The sequence below is a fragment of the Flavobacteriales bacterium genome (assembly GCA_020635855.1).
Lineage (GTDB): Bacteria > Bacteroidota > Bacteroidia > JACJYZ01 > JACJYZ01 > JACJYZ01.
This window is the reverse complement of the sequence record JACJYZ010000002.1, coordinates 260,551-278,124: the sequence shown is the minus strand read 5'-3', so window position 1 is coordinate 278,124 and position 17,574 is coordinate 260,551. Positions and strand designations below refer to the sequence as shown.

The window sequence follows — 17,574 nt, the reverse complement described above, 5'->3', positions numbered from 1 at the left end:
ACAAAGAGAAATGGCAAAGTTGATCATCCCGACCCCGTTGAGAAAATTCACCGACAACCAATCATCTTATGTGGCGGAAGGACAAACCGTGAAGGAAGCCGTTGCCGCATTGACCCGGCAATACCCGGAAGTGGCCAACCACCTGCTGGATGAAAACGGCAACATCCGTTCCTTCATCAACATTTTTGTGGGCGACGAAAACATCCTCGCACTCCAGAAAGAACAGACCCCGGTGAGTGCCGACAGCGTGGTGAGCATTGTGCCCGCCATTGCAGGAGGAAGCCGTTGATAGGAATTTGAAAAAACAGACAGATCATGTCACACGAATCGATCACATTCAGTAAGGAAGAACTGGCCCGCTACGACCGGCACATCATCATTCCGGAATTTAACCTGGAAGGCCAGAAGAAGTTGAAAGCCGCCAAAGTGCTTGTCATCGGATCAGGCGGACTCGGAAGTCCGCTGCTCCAGTACCTCGCCGCTGCCGGCGTAGGCACCATCGGCATTGTGGATTATGATGTGGTGGACGACAGCAACCTGCAACGCCAGGTGCTTTTCACCGTTGATGACATTGGCAAACCCAAGGTGGAGGCGGCCAAACAACGCATCCTGGGCATCAACCCGTACATCACCGTACATACCTACAACACCCAGTTTCATTCATCGAATGCACTCGACATCATCAAGGATTACGACATCGTAGCCGACGGAACCGACAACTTCCCCACACGCTACCTGGTGAACGACGCCTGCGTGCTGGCCGGCAAAGTGAACGTGTATGGCTCCATCTTCCGGTTCGACGGACAGGTATCCGTGTTCAACTACACCGATGCCAATGGCCATACAGGTCCGAACTACCGCGACCTCTTCCCCACCCCACCTCCTCCGGGACTCGTACCCAGCTGTGCGGAAGGTGGCGTACTGGGCGTGCTGCCCGGCATCATCGGCAGCCTGCAGGCCAATGAAGTGATCAAGGTCATCACCGGACTCGGAGATGTGTTGGCAGGCAAACTCTACCTGTTCGATGCACTCAGCTTCGAAAGCCGTACGCTGAAAGTGGCGAAGAACCCTGAAACAAAGATCACCGGATTGATCGATTATGAACAATTTTGCGGACTCAAGGAAACCGCCAAAGAAACATCCAACGGCATGAAAGAGATCACGGTACAGGAACTCAAGGCATGGATGGATGCCAACGAAGACTTCCAGCTCATCGACGTGCGCGAACCACACGAATATGACATTGTGAACCTGGGCGGAGAGCTCGTTCCCCTGTCGCAACTGCCCAACATCAACCTGGACGAAAAGGTATCCAAGGACAAGAAGGTGGTGGTGCATTGCAAAATGGGCGGAAGAAGCGCAAAAGCGATCCAGTATATCATTGACAAGAACGGACAAAACAACCTGTATAACCTCGTGGGTGGCATCCTGGCCTATGCCAAGGAAATCGACCCGAGTCTACCAACCTATTGATGAACCTCGACGAACTCAATAAAAAGTACAAGGACCTCTCTTACGAAGAGCGCATCCTTACCCTCTACGACGATTTCCCGCCGGAGAAGGTGTTGCTGACCTCCTCGTTCGGAACTACTTCAGCTTTCCTGCTACACCTTTTCAGTCGCCTGCGGAAAGATCAGCCCGTACATTTCATCAACACCACCTACCTGTTCCAGGAAACACTGGATTACAAAGACGAACTCGTAACGATGTTCGGACTGAACGTGGTGGAGGTGAAACCCGAAGACTGGAAAAACGAATTCACCAAGAACGACGAAACCTGGACCAAGGACCCCGATCTGTGCTGCTCCATCAACAAAGTGGAGCCGCTCGAAAAGATCAAGGCCGAATACGACATCTGGGTTTCGGGTCTCATGGGTTACCAAAGCAAATTCCGAAAACGCCTCCCCATTTTCGAGAACAAACGCGGCATCATCAAGTTCTATCCGCTGATTGATGTGACGGAAGAACAACGTGATGCCTATATCGCCGAACACAAATTGCCGTTCCACCCGCTGAAGGAGGAAGGCTATGCGTCGGTGGGTTGTGCGCAGTGCACCGTCAAGGGAAAGAACCGCGAGGGACGCTGGGAAGGCTCATCCAAAACAGAGTGTGGATTACATTTATAAATCAATTACAACAGAGCTCAAGTAATCATTCATCATGGAGAACAAAGAAATTCAAATCGGCCTGTTCGGTTTCGGTTGTGTCGGACAAGGACTGTATGACGTGCTGAACATGTCACAAGGATTGGAAGCACGCATCGTGAAGTTTTGTGTGAAAGACAAGAACAAAAAACGATCAATCGATGCATCCAACTTCACCTACGACAAGGAAGACATCCTCGGAAGAAAAGACCTGGATGTGGTGGTGGAACTCATCGACAATGCAAACGATGCATTCGAGATCGTAAGCCGGGCAATGAAGAACGGCGTGAACGTGGTGACCGCCAACAAGAAGATGCTGGCAGAGAACTTTTCCGAACTGTACAAACTCCAGCAGGAAAACAACGTGGCCCTCATCTACGAAGGCTCGGCAGGGGGCAGCATTCCCATCATCCGCAACCTGGAAGAATATTACGACAATGAGTTGCTGTCCAGCCTCAGCGGTATCGTAAACGGTTCCACCAACTACATCCTCTCCAAGATGCAGTTCGATAACCTTACCTACGAGGACGCATTGAGGGAAGCCCAGGAAAACGGTTTTGCGGAAGCAGATCCCTGGCTGGACGTAGCAGGCTACGACGCGCTGTACAAACTCATCCTGTTGATCGTACATGCCTTCGGGGTAATCCTGAAACCCGAAGATGTGCTGAACGTAGGCATCCAGAACATCCGCATCCACGACATCTACTTCGCACGCGAAAAACAACTGCGCATCAAACTGCTGGCGTATGCACGCAAAGAAAACGACAAGATCCGTGCCTATGTGCTGCCCCACTTCGTGAGCCGTGAAAGCGAACTGTTCAACGTGAACTATGAATACAACGCCATTGAGGTGGAAGGCGCCTTCTCTGACAAACAGATGCTGGCAGGCAAGGGAGCCGGAAGTCACCCCACCGGCAGCGCGGTGCTTTCCGATATTTCTGCACTCACCTATAACTATCGCTATGGCTATAAGAAGCTGAAGAAAAACGGAGCCAACGGAACCGCGGAAGGCGCCAATGGCATCGTGGAAGATGATTTCCCGCTGAAGTGCTACATCCGTTTCTCCAACCCGGAATCGCTCAAAGAACTCGACATCCTCTCCATCGAAGAAGAATACCGCTCGGCGAAAACCAACTATGTGATCGCCAACGTTTCGTTCAAATCGCTGTTCAATCTGAAGGGCAACAAAGACACGGAACTGTTCGTGTGCGTGGTGGAAGACTAGGCTGCTGAACAATGACAGAATTGCGGCACCGGGCACAGGTACATGCTCTTAAAAGGGAAGGATACCTGGCCTACCTGACCCTGGAGGTTGAAAATAATTTCCGCTTCCGGGCCGGCCAGCATACCGTGTTGTACCTGAAGACCGAAGAGAGGGATATTCCGTTTTACTATTCCATCGCATCTTCACCGGGCATACTGCCCCATATTGAATTCCTGATCGGATGTCGCGACGGGGACCTCCGCACACACGGTCTCATCGAACACCTGTCACTGAACAAAGAAATAGAAATTACACCCGCCATGGGCAGCTTCATCCTGCCGGATCTCCTGCCCGAACGCCTGCTGTTCATTTCCGCCGGTACGGGTATCAGTCCGTTACGCGCCATGATGATTACCCTCCTTCACAATCACACCGGCCACCACATCAACCTGGTGCAAGGAGCAGGACTTGTATGCGACCTTCCCTACCATGAGGCATTCTCTGCGTTGGAAAAAAAACATCCTTATTTTCATTACCATCCGATCGTTTCCAAAGAAACATGGCAGGGGCCTCAGGGCAGGGTGCATGAACTCTACCCAGGATTGATATCGCCCGCCAACACAGCCGCATTTATTTGCGGGCCAAAGGAAATGGTGGAGGAAACAAGGGAGAAATTGGTTGGGTTAGGATTGGACGTTCAACAAATTTTCAAGGAGAAACACTAGTATGTTGTGCGACCCCTTCGGGGTCGTAGACTTTCCTTTCGCACGCGTTTGCTATAAACCTTGAATCCCGTTGGGATTCCTTCGTTCATCGCTGGATATATTCCGGGCACAGATCTACATCTAACCATTTTTTTTGGATTGTGATTTTCATGGCCGAGAAGCCAATGCTGAAGGCATTGAAGGTTTATTGAAAATTGCAATCAGGATGAAGATGTGCGACCCCGATGGGGTCGTAGAATCTTCGCATATCCGTCATTGCTATAAACATTGAATCCCGCTGGGATTCTTTCGTTCATCGCTGGATATTGTTCCCGGCACAGATCTACATCCAAACCATTTTTTTTTTGGATTGTGATTTTCATGGCCGAGAAGCCAATGCCGAAGGCATTGAAGGTTTATTGACGATTGCAATCAGGATGAAGATGTGCGACCCCGATGGGGTCGTAGAATCTTTACATATCCGTCATTGCTATAAACCTTGAATCCCGTTGGGATTCCTTCGTTCATCGCTGGATATGTTCCCGACACAGATCTACATCCAAACCATTTTTTGGATGGTGATTGGCATTAACGAAAGCCAATACCGAAGGCATTGAAGGTTTATTGACGATTGCAATCAGGATGAAGATGTGCGACCCCGATGGGGGCGTAGAATCTTTACATATCCGTCATTGCTATAAACATTGAATCCCGCTGGGATTCTTTCGTTCATCGCTGGATATGTTCCCGACACAGATCTACATCTAACCATTTTTGTGGATGGTGATTGGCATTGACAGAAGCCAATGCCGAAGGCATTGAAGGTTTATTGACGATTGCTATCAGGATGAAAAAGGTGCGACCCCGATGGGGGCGTAGAATCTTTACATATCCGTCATTGCTATAAACATTGAATCCCGCTGGGATTCTTTCGTTCATCGCTGGATATGTTCCCGACACAGATCTACATCTAACCATTTTTGTGGATGGTGATTGGCATTGACAGAAGCCAATGCCGAAGGCATTGAAGGTTTATAGCACAAATGAACACGGATGATAACCTGCGACCCCGAAGGGGTCGTACATCCCTCCGGTAAATTTGTTTTCCATAAACCATGTAAGCAAATAAGCCAATGTCACCGGCATCGAACATTTGCCGCACAATACGTCCGTAAGATCACCCGATATTCAAATGGGTTGTGGACTTTTCATTTCAGCATGCTTTTGATATGCCTTACATTCATTCTGAATTCTTTCATACATCAACCCATGTCCACCTACTCACAGATTTATATCCAAATTGTTTTTGCCGTCAAACACCGGGATGCCTTGATCCGGCCCGAATGGGAAGAACGCCTCTACCAATATATGACAGCCGTTATTCAAAACAAAGGACAAAAAATGATCGCCATCAACGGCATCCCGGATCACATCCATTTGTTCATCGGCATGAAACCCACTTGTTGCCTGTCCGATCTCATCCGCGAAGTAAAAAAGGTGAGTACACTTTTCATCAACGAACGCGGATTCACAAAATCAAAATTTCAATGGCAGGAAGGGTTTGGAGCATTTTCATACGGTCATTCTCAAATTGATCAGGTAACACGGTATGTGATGCGACAAAAAGAACATCATCGCAAAATCACATTTTACCAGGAGTATATGGATTTCCTTGAAAAATTTCAAGTGACTTATGATGAGAAATACCTCTTTGATCCGACGGAATAGCACCGCCATCGGGGATCGGTTCCGCCCGTGCCAACCAACCCTTTCACATCCGCCATCCAACATCTTCGGTATACCCGCCAACACTGTCCCTCCATATGTAAACATTATCATAATACACGGTCCAACATTTCGAAATGTGACCATCGTAGGTTTGTGCATCCTTCGGCTTGCTGATGAAAAACACCTCCATCTTTCATCAGCCTTTGTTCACATGATAAAGTTCCAAAGCCATGACCACACAATCGTTTACACAAGACATCCTGCGGGTAGAAGAAAAATTGCATTCTACAGCCCACATGGATCCTTACAAAGAATCAAACACTTACTTCAGTGAATCCCTGGTTGAAGAGCTGCTCAAAAAAATAGAAGACGAGCGAAAAATGAACAAGCTCTTCTGGAAGAAATTAACTACCCACTCATCCATAGGTACAGACGCACAATTGGCACTTTGAACGTTTCCTGAAGCAAACGAACGCCGTATTTCCGTCCCAATGTCGTTGCGCATGCGGCATCTTTTCCTTTTCGCAAGGCATTGATTTTTCATACAGTCAAACCATGCTTTCATAAAACCGGGACGCACCTTCATACATCCGGACACAGAAATATGCGCGAATCTCCGTAACATTCACTTTGATCATCCTCCAAGATCGACATGTTAACATACCAGTGGCCGTCACGCATAGGAACCTCCTTCAAGGGCTGTAATGAAGGTTGTAAAAAACGATCCGGCGGCTTTCCATACATCCCCGATCTCCTGAAAATAATTCTCCCGCTTCACGCCATCCCATTGGCATATTTTCCATGGGGATCAACTATCCATACGTACATAAGCAGTCATGATCAGAACCCTAATCGTAGATGACGAGGAAACCACCCGAAATGAAATCCGCAAAGAACTATCCACCCATTACCCGGAAGTAAGTATTGTCGGTGAAGCAACCTCCGCAACGGAAGCCCATCAGCTGATCGTTGAGTTCAAACCTGACTTGGTTTTTCTGGATGTTATGCTGGATAAAGGAAGCGGATTCGATCTGTTGTCTCGTTTTCCGGAACCCGCTTTTCATATAGTGCTGATCACGGCAAATAACGAGTACGCCCTGCATGCTTTCAATTACTGCAAGCTGCGCTACATTGTGAAACCTATCCGCCCGCATGCCCTGAAGTCTGTATTGGATGACCTCATACCGCAGGTGGCACTGCAACGGGGGCAATCTGAACAGGTTCATCCCCTTCCCGGTGAGCAAAGAACAAGAAAGACCATCACCGTAAATGTATCTGATGCGATACACGTGGTATCCATCGGAGATATCATCCGATGTGAAGCCGAAAAGAATTATACTTTCTTCAACATTTCCGATGGAAGAAAAATCCTGGTGGCAAAAACACTAAAGGAATATGACCAGGCACTTTCCGCCCAAGGCTTCATACGCATCCATCAATCACATCTGATCAACCTGGTATATGTGAAAACATATATCAAGAAAACCGGAATCATCGAACTTTCCAACGGAACATTGCTTCCTGTATCTATCCGTAAACGCGAACATTTGATCGCCGTACTTAGTCAATAGCTGTCTCAACGCTGACATTTAACAGATGAAGTGTTTGTTAGCCGTTCCGGATAATCAACAACAGAATACATCTGTTCCCGAGTGGTCAACAAATAATAAGTATCCTTTCCTGCACTTGCAGGATGTGCCGCATCGACCTAAAATTGTGTATCAAATCGGATGTGCAGTTGCGTCAACCACCAACGTTCTAGCACCGTTGGAATGGATTCTCCGTGCATTCGCAATTCATCACTTAAACACATCAACATGGCGAAAATTTACAAAGTGGATCCGCTGAAAACAGGATTTTTCAGCGGCTCACTCAATCCCAAGAAACTGGAGGAAAGACTGAACCAGGCATCAAAGGAAGGTTGGACATTCGACAAATCCATCCACGAAACAAAGGGAAAAATCCTGAAAAGGGAAGCACATTTCCTGGTCTTCACCAAGGAAGCATAGTCGATAGAACCACCCCTTGTGGTTGATCAACGCGCCGCGTGCAGGCACCATGCACCGGCGCGTTTTTTATGACACGGGATTCCTTGAAAGGATATACAGCAAACCCACACACGCCGATACACTGAGCAACACATTCATGACGGCCCAGCCCAGCTGGCCCTCGCGCATCAGCAGCACGGTTTCATGACTGAAGGTGGAGAAAGTGCTGAACCCGCCGCAGAATCCTACCAGCACCAACAGCTTCCAGGCCGTGTCCAGTTCCGGACGGGCGGAAAAGAATTTCACCATCACACCCAACACGAGGCAGCTGGCCATGTTGGCAATGAAGGTTGCATACGGATATCCGCTCCAGCCCATGGCCGATACCCACCGCGCCACGCCGTAACGCGCCAGGCTACCCATGCCGCCACCGAAGAATACCGCCAGCCAGCCGATCATCTGAAAGCGTATTTGTTCATGAACGCAAGGTACAATTTGCCGAAGACCCATGCCAGCATCCACCCCAGCAAGGCACCCCCCAACACATCAAACGGGTAGTGCTTGCCCACGTAGATGCGACTGTAGGATACCAGGCATGCCCATGCGATCAGCAAAGGATATACCCAACGTCGGTGTGATTTTAATATGTTTCCGAGAAAGAAAGCAGCAGTAAAACTGTTGGCTGCATGCGAGCTAACAAAACCGTACTTACCGCCACATCCCACCAGCATATGTATAAAAGGAAGCAAACGCGTTTCCTTGCAAGGCCTCAAACGTTGAAACACCTCCTTGAATCCATACCAACAGATCTGGTCCGACACAACAACAGCTACAACTGCAAACAACCACAACCACAGGGCGTTTTTTCCCAGCTTGTTGATGGACACATACATCAGGATGGCAGCAACAGGTATCCAGGCATAAGCGGATGTGACCGCCACCATCAGCTGGTCAAATCCCCGGGCATGGAACCCGTTCAGCAGCAGGAACAACCACTCGTCGAACCGCTGCAGGGCATTCATAAGGTCGGGTTTTCCACCGGGTCACTGTTCAGCGCCTTCCACAGCATGTCCTTCAGCTGATCCAGTCCTTGTCCGGTATGAGATGAAATGAAAATGTACGGCACATCCGGCAACTCGGCTTTCATCTCCTCCAACAATTCCTCATCCAGCATGTCGGACTTGGAGATGGCCAGGATGCGGGTTTTGTCCATCAGGTCGGGGTTGTGCATGTGGAGCTCGTTCAGCAGGATCTTGTACTCCTTGCGAATGTCCTTTGCATCGGCAGGTATCATGAACAGCAGGATGGAATTCCGTTCGATATGCCGGAGAAAACGCAAACCCAATCCTTTCCCTTCATGTGCACCTTCAATGATGCCAGGGATGTCGGCCATGATGAAGCTCTTGTGTTCATAGTACGGCACAATGCCCAGGTTGGGCACCAGCGTGGTAAAAGGATAGTCGCCGATTTCGGGTTTGGCCGCGGTGATTTTGGAAAGCAGGGTGGATTTACCGGCGTTGGGAAAACCCACCAGTCCGACATCCGCCAGCACTTTCAGCTCAAGTATTTTCCACTCTTCACGCCCCGGTTCACCGGGTTGGGCATGCCTGGGTGTTTGGTTGGTCGGCGTCTTGAAATGCGCATTTCCGAGCCCGCCCCTGCCGCCTGCCACCAAAATTTTTTCTTCGCCTTCTTCGGTGATCTCAAAATGCACCTCGCCGGATTCCGCATCACGGGCCACCGTACCCAGCGGCACTTCCAGGATCACGTCCCTGCCCATGGCGCCGGTTCTCAGCACACGGGATCCGTTCACGCCGGCCCCCGCGATTACATGCTTGCGGTATTTGAGCGGCAGGAGGGTCCAGAGCTGGCGGTTGCCACGCAGGATGATGTGCCCGCCACGTCCGCCGTCGCCACCGTCAGGGCCGCCTTTGGATGTGAACTTATCGCGATGAAAATGCGCCGATCCCGCCCCGCCCTTCCCGGAGCGACAGCAGATTTTTACATAGTCGACAAAGTTTGACAAGGGAGTGCGGTCGTATCAGGAAACCGTCTGGTAGCGGTCAATCGCTTTGCACAACGAACCGAAGATATCATCAATCGAGCCGATGCCGTGGATCACAATGCACTTTTGCTGGGCACTGTAGTAATCCTTGAGTACGGCTGTTTTCGAGTTGTATTCCTCGATGCGTTTTTCGATGATGGCCGGATCCTGGTCATCCGCCCGACCCGAATCTTTACCGCGGTTCAGCAACCTGCGCACCAATTCGTCTTTGTCCACCTCCAGCGCGAGCATGGTGGTGATGGGCGCATTCTTTTCATCCAGCAAACGATCGAGGGCCTCGGCCTGTGGGGCCGTGCGCGGAAAGCCGTCGAAAATAAACCCTTTGGCAGCGCGGTTGTTTTCGATTTTAGAACGGATCATACCGATCACCACTTCATCCGGAACAAGCTTACCTTCATCCATCAGGCCTTTTGCCTTCAGGCCAAGCTCCGTGCCGGCCGCGATCTCACTGCGGAGAATGTCGCCGGTCGACAGGTGAACAAGTTGATACTTTTCAATGAGTTTTGCAGCCTGGGTACCTTTGCCGGCACCCGGAGGTCCAAACAGCACAATATTTAACATGGCATTCTTTTTTGAGAAATCTAAGATACGACTTTCGGCTTTAGGGCCGCATCCCACCGGGAAAGGATGTTGTTTTTTCTGTAGCGGACGGTTCATCACCTGCCCGAACTACCGTCGGGTGTTCCGCTTTTAGCCCACCTTCGCTAAAGCTGCGGTGGGGCTAGCCGCTGCACCCTCGGCTATTTTGCAAATGTTCCGGCGTTGTCGCGGAATGTTCGACCCCGCTGGGGTCGCATGTCCCACCCTCGGGCATGCTTGCTATAAACCTTCAATGCCTTCGGCATTGGTTCCCGGCAATTGCAATCACTTTCCACTAAAATGGCCGGGACTTACGCCTGCGTCCAAACGTTTTCCAGCGATGCTCGATAGAATCCCAACGGGATTCAAGGTTTATAGAAATGATCAACGTTCGAAGATTCCACGACCCCAACGGGGTCGAACATCCCCGCATCCACCCAATCGTTCATAACCTTCAATGACTCCGGCATCGGCTCCCGGCAATTGCAATCATATTCCACTAAAATGGCCGGGATCCACACCTGCGCCCGAACGACATACAGCGATGTATGATAGAATCCCAACGGGATTCAAGGTTTATAGAAACAACGGGAATGGTGAAATTCCACGACCCCAACAGGGTCGAACATCCCCGCATCCACCCAATCATCTATAAACATTCATTGCCTCCGGCATCGGCTCCCGACAATTGCAATCACATTCCAAAGAATGGTCAGGAATTACGCCTGCGTCCAAACGTTATCCAGCGATGTACGATAGAATCCCAACGGGATTCAAGGTTTATAGAAACAATGGGCATGGTGAAATTCCACGACCCCAACGGGGTCGAACATCCCCGCATCCACCCAATCGTTCATAACCTTCAATGACTCCGGCATTGGCTCCCGACAATTGCAATCACTTTCCACTAAAATGGCCGGGATTTACGCCTGCGTCTAAACGTTTTCCAGCGATGCTCGATAGAATCCCAACGGGATTCAAGGTTTATAGAAATGATCAACGTTCGAAGATTCCACGACCCCAACGGGGTCGAACATCCCTGCACCAACCCAATCATCTATAAACATTCATTGCCTCCGGCATTGGTTCCCGGCAATTGCAATCACTTTCCACAAATATGGCCGGGACTTACGCCTGCGTCCAAACGTTATCCAGCGATGCACGATAGAATCCCAACGGGATTCAAGGTTTATAGAAACAATGGGCATGGTGAAATTCCACGACCCCAACGGGGTCGAACATCCCCGCATCTACGCAATCATCTATAAACGTTCCATGTCTCCGGCATCCGCTACCTTGTATACATGCGCCAGATGCCGTCCCATCTCATCATAATCCAATCCATATCCCACCACAAATTCCGGCGGAATATCAAAACCGACCATATCCACCCGCATCCTGTCCTTCAACACGTCCGGTTTGCATAGAAACGACGCCACACGCACCTGCACTGCACCATCGGACATCAGATCTTCCATCAGCCTGCTCAACGTCAATCCCGTGTCCACGATATCCTCGATAATGAGAAATGATTGTCCGGCCACCTCCCCGCCGTATGGCAATGGAACTTTCACCCGACCCGACGACCGGTCACCTTTGTATGACGACAATTGCACAAAATGCACCTCCAGCGAATAGGGCAGTTGGCGCAACAGATCGGCGGCAAACACGAAGGCGCCTTTCAACACCACCAACACCACGGGGCGTTCATCCCCCAGCAACTGCACAAGCTCGTGCCCCATTGCCGCCACCCGCTCCCGGATCTTTTCAGCGGTGATCATCAACTCAAATTGTTTGTCGCCCAGTCGGATGTAATTTGGTGTGGTTATCATGGCGTACCTGTGTTGAAAATTTTGGTGTGCCTAAAAACAGGATTCTGTTACCTTTGCCGCAAACCCAAAAATCTATGGAACCAAAAGTAAGCATAATCATGGGCAGCACTTCCGACATGCCCGTGATGCAGGAAGCAGCCAAGTTTCTGGATCAGATGGAAATTCCGTTTGAGATCAACGCCCTGAGCGCACACCGCACACCCGACCAGGTAGCGGAATACGCCAAAGGTTTATATGACCGCGGCGTGCGCGTGGTCATTGCCGGTGCCGGTGGCGCCGCCCACCTGCCAGGTGTGATGGCTGCCTTCACCACCCTCCCGGTGATAGGTGTTCCCTGCCGTTCACCCATTTCACTGGACGGATGGGATTCATTGCTGAGCATCGCACAAATGCCTCCGGGTATCCCCGTGGCCACCGTTGGCGTTGACGGAGCACAGAACGCAGGCATCCTCGCAGCACAAATCATCGCCACCGGTGATGCCGGCGTGCACGACAAGCTCAAAGGCTTCAAATCGAAACTGAAAGAGAAGATCGTGAAGGCGAACGAAGAACTCAAACAACACACCTTCAAGTTCCGGACGAACTAAATCCGTGTACAGACTTACGCATGTAAGTCCGCACATCACTTTCAACCACCGGCCAGAACGGTGAACCTAATTTAGCCGCATGCATCCCATGCGGCTTTTTTTATGTGCCTTCCTGGCAGGCTTCTGTATCACAGCTCCGGCACAGAACGAATATTCATGGCTATCCATGGATACCCGCCTGCCCCTCCATCAACCCGAACACCCCGCCATCTGGGGAATTCAGAAAGGCCATTACCTGCTCTGCCAACAGTCACTTCCCTACACACTCCCTTCCCTTTCAATCTCCCGCCTCGGCTGGACACATCAATCCACCTCCCAGGGCATCACCCTATTGTTGGAAAGGGAAGGTCCGGTCACCTACCGCCGCCTGTCCGTCACCTCTGCATACCGCAAACAACTGTCGCCAACGGTTGCCCTGGGCAGCGCATGGACAATCAACCGCATCACCCAATTTGAAGACAACCGGGCATTGCACAGCCTCCTTACCCGCTGGGAAATCGCCTGGAAGCCCAACGAACAATTCATGCTCACTTCCACTTGGTGCAACCCTCAATCCCTCTTCCAAAGTCAATCCACAGGAACCGCCCTTGGCATCAGTATTTGCTACAATGCCAACCGCAACGTACGCATCCTGGCCGATCTCAACGCCGGCCCAAACTCTACACCCACCGCAGGCTTCGCATGCGCCATTAGCCCGGCAGACCAGATTACCCTTTACCTGGGCAAACCGGGTGGTCCCTCTCTGCTTGCACTGGGGTCGGCATTTGACATCCACCCTTGCTCCTGCCAAATCACATGGACCATCCACCCCATCCTCGGCTCCAGTTTCACCTGTTCATTAATCCGCTATGTGGAAAAGCGTGTGTAAATATCTGCTGGGCTTACTTGTCACCGGCGCCGCATCCGGTCAGGTGCTCCCGGATGACGAAACCGTTCTACCGGACAAGAACAACACCTACGCCTGGGAAAACCAGGAGCCGATACAAGGCCGGAACACACCGCTTGACCTGAACACCGCCGATGAACAAGACCTGGAACAATTGCCCGGCATCAACGCCAACATGGCCGACGCCATCTTATGGTACAGGCGCACGTATGGCGACTTCTGCACGCTGTACGAACTGGCCTATATCCCCGAATTACCGGCTGACGTACTCCACCGCATCCTCCCCTTCGTTACTGTTGATCATCACCGTGACCCCGGCTGGCCAACACTTGCCCACCGCGGCCGGTGGAGCATCACTTCCAGGTACCAGCAGAAGTTCGTGCGACCTCAGGTGTCGGAACCATATGAGGGAAATGACCTGCGTATGTGGAGCCGCATCGAATACACATCCATGGACCGGTTAAGGGTGGCTTTAACAATGGACAAGGACCCGGGTGAATCCTTGCTCAGAACACATCGGCCAACTGTCGACTACACATCCGCATTCGTATACAAAACCTCCACCGGGGGCGTCGTGCGCCAATGGATCGTCGGCGATTACCAGTTGTCGTTCGGCCAGGGGCTCACCCTATGGACTGCCTTCTCCGCACCCTCCGAAGCACGTCTTCCCAAAACCGCCCGCCACATTCAGGCACATACCGGTAGTGACGAGAACCGCTTTCTCAGGGGCGCCGCCGCCACAGTCTCCTTCGGACCATGGCAGGTCACACCCTTCTTCTCCCTGAAGATGAACGACGCCCACCTCACATCCGACCATACCTTCTCCCGCTTTGTAGACGGCGGATACCATCGCACTGCTTCCGAACTGGCCGACCGGAAAACGGTACGCGTGACCCTGGCAGGTGCGAATGTCGCACACGTGTTTCGCTGGGGTGAATGGGGCATCGTGTCGATGCGGGAAGGGTACGACCGGTGGTGGATTCCTCCTGTTGATAAAGGCGTACCCACGTCACCTTCTGTAAAGTATACCCAAGCCACTGGCACGTACTGCACCGTGCGTTTCCGGCATGGCGACCTGTACGGGGAACAAAGCTTTACCCCGCACAGAGGTTCAGCCCTGCTGGCAGGCTTCGCCCTGCGGTCCGAAGCCTTCACCCTCGACGGTGTATTCCGGCAGATAAACAGCACCTACCGGAACCGCTACAGCGACATCATCCGCACATCCGATTCCGACGGTGCATGTCGCGCCGCTTTGTTCCGTCTACGCTTCATGGATGCCCACCGGGTTTCCACTTCTTTCCTGTCGGAATGGATGCAGCACACCGGGCTCACCGGCAACAGCACCGCACCCTACGGCGAATACAACTGGGGCATCCGGGAAGAACTCGGGTTCTGGTCCGGTAACCTCTACACATCCGCCTATGGCACCATGAACACGGAAAGCGGAGAACACCGCATCCGCATCAGACTACACGCCACCACACAGGTCACACCGCGTTGGCGCTACCAGGCGCGACTGGAAGTTACTGACCCGGGGCAACAGGCCGGCTACCTGGTATACCACGACTGGCGCTACCAGGCGGGCAACCTGACGGTTTATGGCCGCATCACCTGGTTTCATACACACGACTATGCACACCGGATCTATGCCTTCGAAAATGATGTAGGCAACACCTGGAGCGTACCATTCTTTTATGGTGAAGGTGCGAAAGTGTACATCGGCATCCAGCGAAAATGGCGTTGTTTCCAGCTCTGGTTCAAGTACGGACACATGCTTCAAACCACTGAATCGGTTGCCCTGAACCGGGTGACAGACGAAGGCAAAATACAACTGCGTCTTCTGTGGCCGAGACGATGAAACCATTTAAGGGGTTTTGAGTATAAGTACTCGCATTAAAAAAACTGAATTACAGCACTTTCGCTTGCCCGCATGGTTTCAATGTCTTCCAGATCCCTTGTGTTGACTGCCTTTCGCCCGAAATGGCTGCGTATGTTGTGCTGCGCTGTAGTGGCAGCATGGATGTTGTGTTCACCACATCAGGTGTATGCCCAACAGCTGGAAGCCGCATTATTGACTGTCAAAGTCAGCATGAACAAAAAAAGCCTGGATGGGGCTACTGTGACCATTAAGGGCGATAAAAAAACCGAAGCACCTAAGACAAAAAAGGGGAAAGTTGAATCCACACTGTTCCACAATGTCACTTATACCATAGAGGTCAGCCATCCCAGCGCATATACCATTTCATACACCATCGATACCAAGAGCATGCCGAAAAGCATTGCCGAGAACTACGATGAAATGGGCAATGCTCCGGCACTTGTCATCGACGCCGAGTTAATTGAAAAGATACCGGGCTTCGAGGCATCTTTGTTCAAACAACCCCTGCAGAAATGGTCCTTTGATAAGAAGAAAAAAGAATTTGCCATCGATCAGCAATATGACAACAGCGTCCGTTCTAGGTTGAATGAATACCTGGCAGCCGCCTCCGCCCAGGGCGAAGAAAAGACCAAGCTGATCGAAGCGATCAAGCAAAAAGAAGCGCCCAAGGAAGAACCGAAACCCGAAGCACCCAAGGAAGAGGAAAAGAAAGAAGAAGTTAAAAAGGAAGCCACAGAAGATGACAACGCCACAGAAGCCATCACACAGGGATCCTTTTTTCTGAACCTCACAGGTAAAGTCACCGAACTGGGGCGTCCCGTTATCGGGGCCAGCATCAACATCGAAACCAGCGGAAGCGGTGTTTCCGTGCGGCCCAAACGTACCGAGGACTCCAAGACCACGGATAAACGCGGCGCATTCTCCATCCCACTGCTGATGGGACAGGCGTATACCATCATCATTTTCAAGGATGGGTATTATTCCATGATCTATTATGTGGATTGCGGAAATAAGCGCACCGAATTCACCAAGTCGTATTCCCAGAACCTGGATGTGGAAATGCTCCGGTTAAACCGGTTCAAGAAACTGCAACCTCCCAAGAAGCTTGAACAGGCGTATGACAAACTGAATTACAAGAAAAGAAAGGATGAATTCCAGTTCGACGCTTTCTACGCCAAAACAGACCCGGATGCCAAAGCCTTCCACGAATTCTTTGACGATCTTAAAAAACAATGGGAAGAATATTACAAAACGCATGAACGCGATGCACCCGTTCAGGACGAACCGGAAACAGCCACCGTCAAACCCAAACAAACCGCTCCCGCCAAAGAAGAACCCAAGCAGGTAGAAGAAACGCCCATCCAGGCAGCCGTAAGCCCGGAAGATCAAAAGATCCGCAAAGACGTCAAGAACGAGGAAAAAGCGCGTGAGAACAAAGTAGTGAAGGAAGAAGAAGAGAGCAGACTTCGATCGGAAATGGAAGAACAGGCACGCCTGGCACGCGAGGAAGAAGAAAGACGCCTGAAAGCACGGCGCGAGGCCGAAGCCAAAGCGATGGTGAAGAAAATGGAAGAGGATGCCGAAGCCCGCGCGGTGGTAGAAGAACAGGCCCACCACGAAGCCGTAAGGCAAACCGAAGCGAAGAAAATCCAGGTGGTAAAAACCGCCTCCAACGTGGTGATCACCCAGGAACTGGCCAAAATCGAAAGGGAAGAGAAAATTCGTGAAGCCGAAGCAAAGGCCAAAGCCAACCCGGGACAAAAACCGGTGAAGCCCACCATCAAACCCAAAATCACCGTCAAAAATGAAGACGGCTACCTGTACGATACCAAAACCATTGCCATACGCTTCCCGGGAAAAGAGATCGTGCTGAAGGAAGTGACCAGCCTGTGGGGAAGCAAAACCTTTTATCTGAACGACGAAGAAATTCCTGAGGACGAGTTCAAAAAGTACTTGTCCCAATACCATATTCAATAAC

The 17,574-nt window shown here is 51.1% G+C and carries 18 protein-coding genes; 13 read left to right on the top strand and 5 right to left on the bottom strand.

Going from position 1 to position 17,574, the window contains the following annotated elements:
- Window positions 1–10: 10 nt before the first annotated feature.
- The 9 genes from H6585_01140 (at window position 11) to H6585_01100 (ending at window position 7,789) form a co-directional block, all read left to right on the top strand.
- Entirely contained in the window at window positions 11–289 is a 279-nt protein-coding gene (locus H6585_01140; protein MCB9446932.1) for a MoaD/ThiS family protein, read from the top strand.
- Between the two features lie 26 nt (window positions 290–315).
- Entirely contained in the window at window positions 316–1,473 is a 1,158-nt protein-coding gene (moeB, locus tag H6585_01135) for a molybdopterin-synthase adenylyltransferase MoeB (protein MCB9446931.1), read from the top strand.
- Window positions 1,473–2,126, top strand: coding sequence for a phosphoadenylyl-sulfate reductase (locus H6585_01130; GenBank protein ID MCB9446930.1), 654 nt, complete (start codon window positions 1,473–1,475; stop codon window positions 2,124–2,126). Before moeB ends, H6585_01130 begins: the two co-directional genes overlap by 1 nt.
- Before the next feature lie 34 nt (window positions 2,127–2,160).
- Entirely contained in the window at window positions 2,161–3,369 is a 1,209-nt protein-coding gene (locus H6585_01125; GenBank protein MCB9446929.1) for a homoserine dehydrogenase, read from the top strand.
- A gap of 11 nt (window positions 3,370–3,380) precedes the next feature.
- On the top strand, window positions 3,381–4,073 hold the full coding sequence (locus H6585_01120) for a hypothetical protein (protein MCB9446928.1): 693 nt from the start codon (window positions 3,381–3,383) through the stop codon (window positions 4,071–4,073).
- Window positions 4,074–5,321: 1,248 nt separating this feature from the next.
- Complete coding sequence (gene tnpA, locus H6585_01115) at window positions 5,322–5,780, top strand: IS200/IS605 family transposase (protein MCB9446927.1); 459 nt, start codon at window positions 5,322–5,324, stop codon at window positions 5,778–5,780.
- 230 nt (window positions 5,781–6,010) lie between these two features.
- Window positions 6,011–6,232 carry a hypothetical protein gene (locus H6585_01110; GenBank protein ID MCB9446926.1) on the top strand — a complete coding sequence of 74 codons (222 nt, stop codon included), beginning with the start codon at window positions 6,011–6,013 and terminating at the stop codon, window positions 6,230–6,232.
- A 384-nt stretch (window positions 6,233–6,616) separates the two neighbouring features.
- Window positions 6,617–7,351: a response regulator transcription factor gene (locus H6585_01105; GenBank protein MCB9446925.1), complete on the top strand. Its 735-nt coding sequence runs from the start codon at window positions 6,617–6,619 to the stop codon at window positions 7,349–7,351.
- A 246-nt stretch (window positions 7,352–7,597) separates the two neighbouring features.
- Entirely contained in the window at window positions 7,598–7,789 is a 192-nt protein-coding gene (locus tag H6585_01100) for a DUF4177 domain-containing protein (GenBank protein ID MCB9446924.1), read from the top strand.
- A gap of 66 nt (window positions 7,790–7,855) precedes the next feature.
- Here H6585_01100 and crcB read toward each other — a convergent pair whose 3' ends face one another.
- From crcB to hpt, 5 genes are all read right to left on the bottom strand, one after another.
- A complete protein-coding gene (gene crcB / locus H6585_01095) occupies window positions 7,856–8,278 on the bottom strand; it encodes a fluoride efflux transporter CrcB (GenBank protein ID MCB9446923.1) in 423 nt (140 codons plus the stop codon).
- Window positions 8,224–8,790 carry a phosphatase PAP2 family protein gene (locus H6585_01090; GenBank protein ID MCB9446922.1) on the bottom strand — a complete coding sequence of 189 codons (567 nt, stop codon included), beginning with the start codon at window positions 8,788–8,790 and terminating at the stop codon, window positions 8,224–8,226. Before H6585_01090 ends, crcB begins: the two co-directional genes overlap by 55 nt.
- The gene (obgE, locus tag H6585_01085; protein MCB9446921.1) at window positions 8,787–9,794 is read right to left on the bottom strand and encodes a GTPase ObgE; all 1,008 of its coding nucleotides are present in this window, start codon (window positions 9,792–9,794) and stop codon (window positions 8,787–8,789) included. The genes H6585_01090 and obgE overlap by 4 nt, the downstream gene beginning before the upstream one ends.
- A gap of 15 nt (window positions 9,795–9,809) precedes the next feature.
- Window positions 9,810–10,394, bottom strand: coding sequence for an adenylate kinase (locus H6585_01080; protein MCB9446920.1), 585 nt, complete (start codon window positions 10,392–10,394; stop codon window positions 9,810–9,812).
- 1,280 nt (window positions 10,395–11,674) lie between these two features.
- Window positions 11,675–12,244 (bottom strand): hypoxanthine phosphoribosyltransferase, encoded by a 570-nt coding sequence (gene hpt / locus H6585_01075; GenBank protein MCB9446919.1) that lies wholly within the window; start codon window positions 12,242–12,244, stop codon window positions 11,675–11,677.
- A 74-nt stretch (window positions 12,245–12,318) separates the two neighbouring features.
- Between hpt and purE the strand changes: the two genes are divergently transcribed.
- The 4 genes from purE (at window position 12,319) to H6585_01055 (ending at window position 17,573) form a co-directional block, all read left to right on the top strand.
- Entirely contained in the window at window positions 12,319–12,831 is a 513-nt protein-coding gene (purE, locus tag H6585_01070; protein ID MCB9446918.1) for a 5-(carboxyamino)imidazole ribonucleotide mutase, read from the top strand.
- 88 nt (window positions 12,832–12,919) lie between these two features.
- A complete protein-coding gene (locus H6585_01065; GenBank protein ID MCB9446917.1) occupies window positions 12,920–13,699 on the top strand; it encodes a hypothetical protein in 780 nt (259 codons plus the stop codon).
- Window positions 13,692–15,575 carry a helix-hairpin-helix domain-containing protein gene (locus tag H6585_01060; protein ID MCB9446916.1) on the top strand — a complete coding sequence of 628 codons (1,884 nt, stop codon included), beginning with the start codon at window positions 13,692–13,694 and terminating at the stop codon, window positions 15,573–15,575. The genes H6585_01065 and H6585_01060 overlap by 8 nt, the downstream gene beginning before the upstream one ends.
- A 231-nt stretch (window positions 15,576–15,806) precedes the next feature.
- Window positions 15,807–17,573: a hypothetical protein gene (locus tag H6585_01055; protein ID MCB9446915.1), complete on the top strand. Its 1,767-nt coding sequence runs from the start codon at window positions 15,807–15,809 to the stop codon at window positions 17,571–17,573.
- The last annotated feature ends 1 nt before the right edge of the window (window position 17,574 follow it).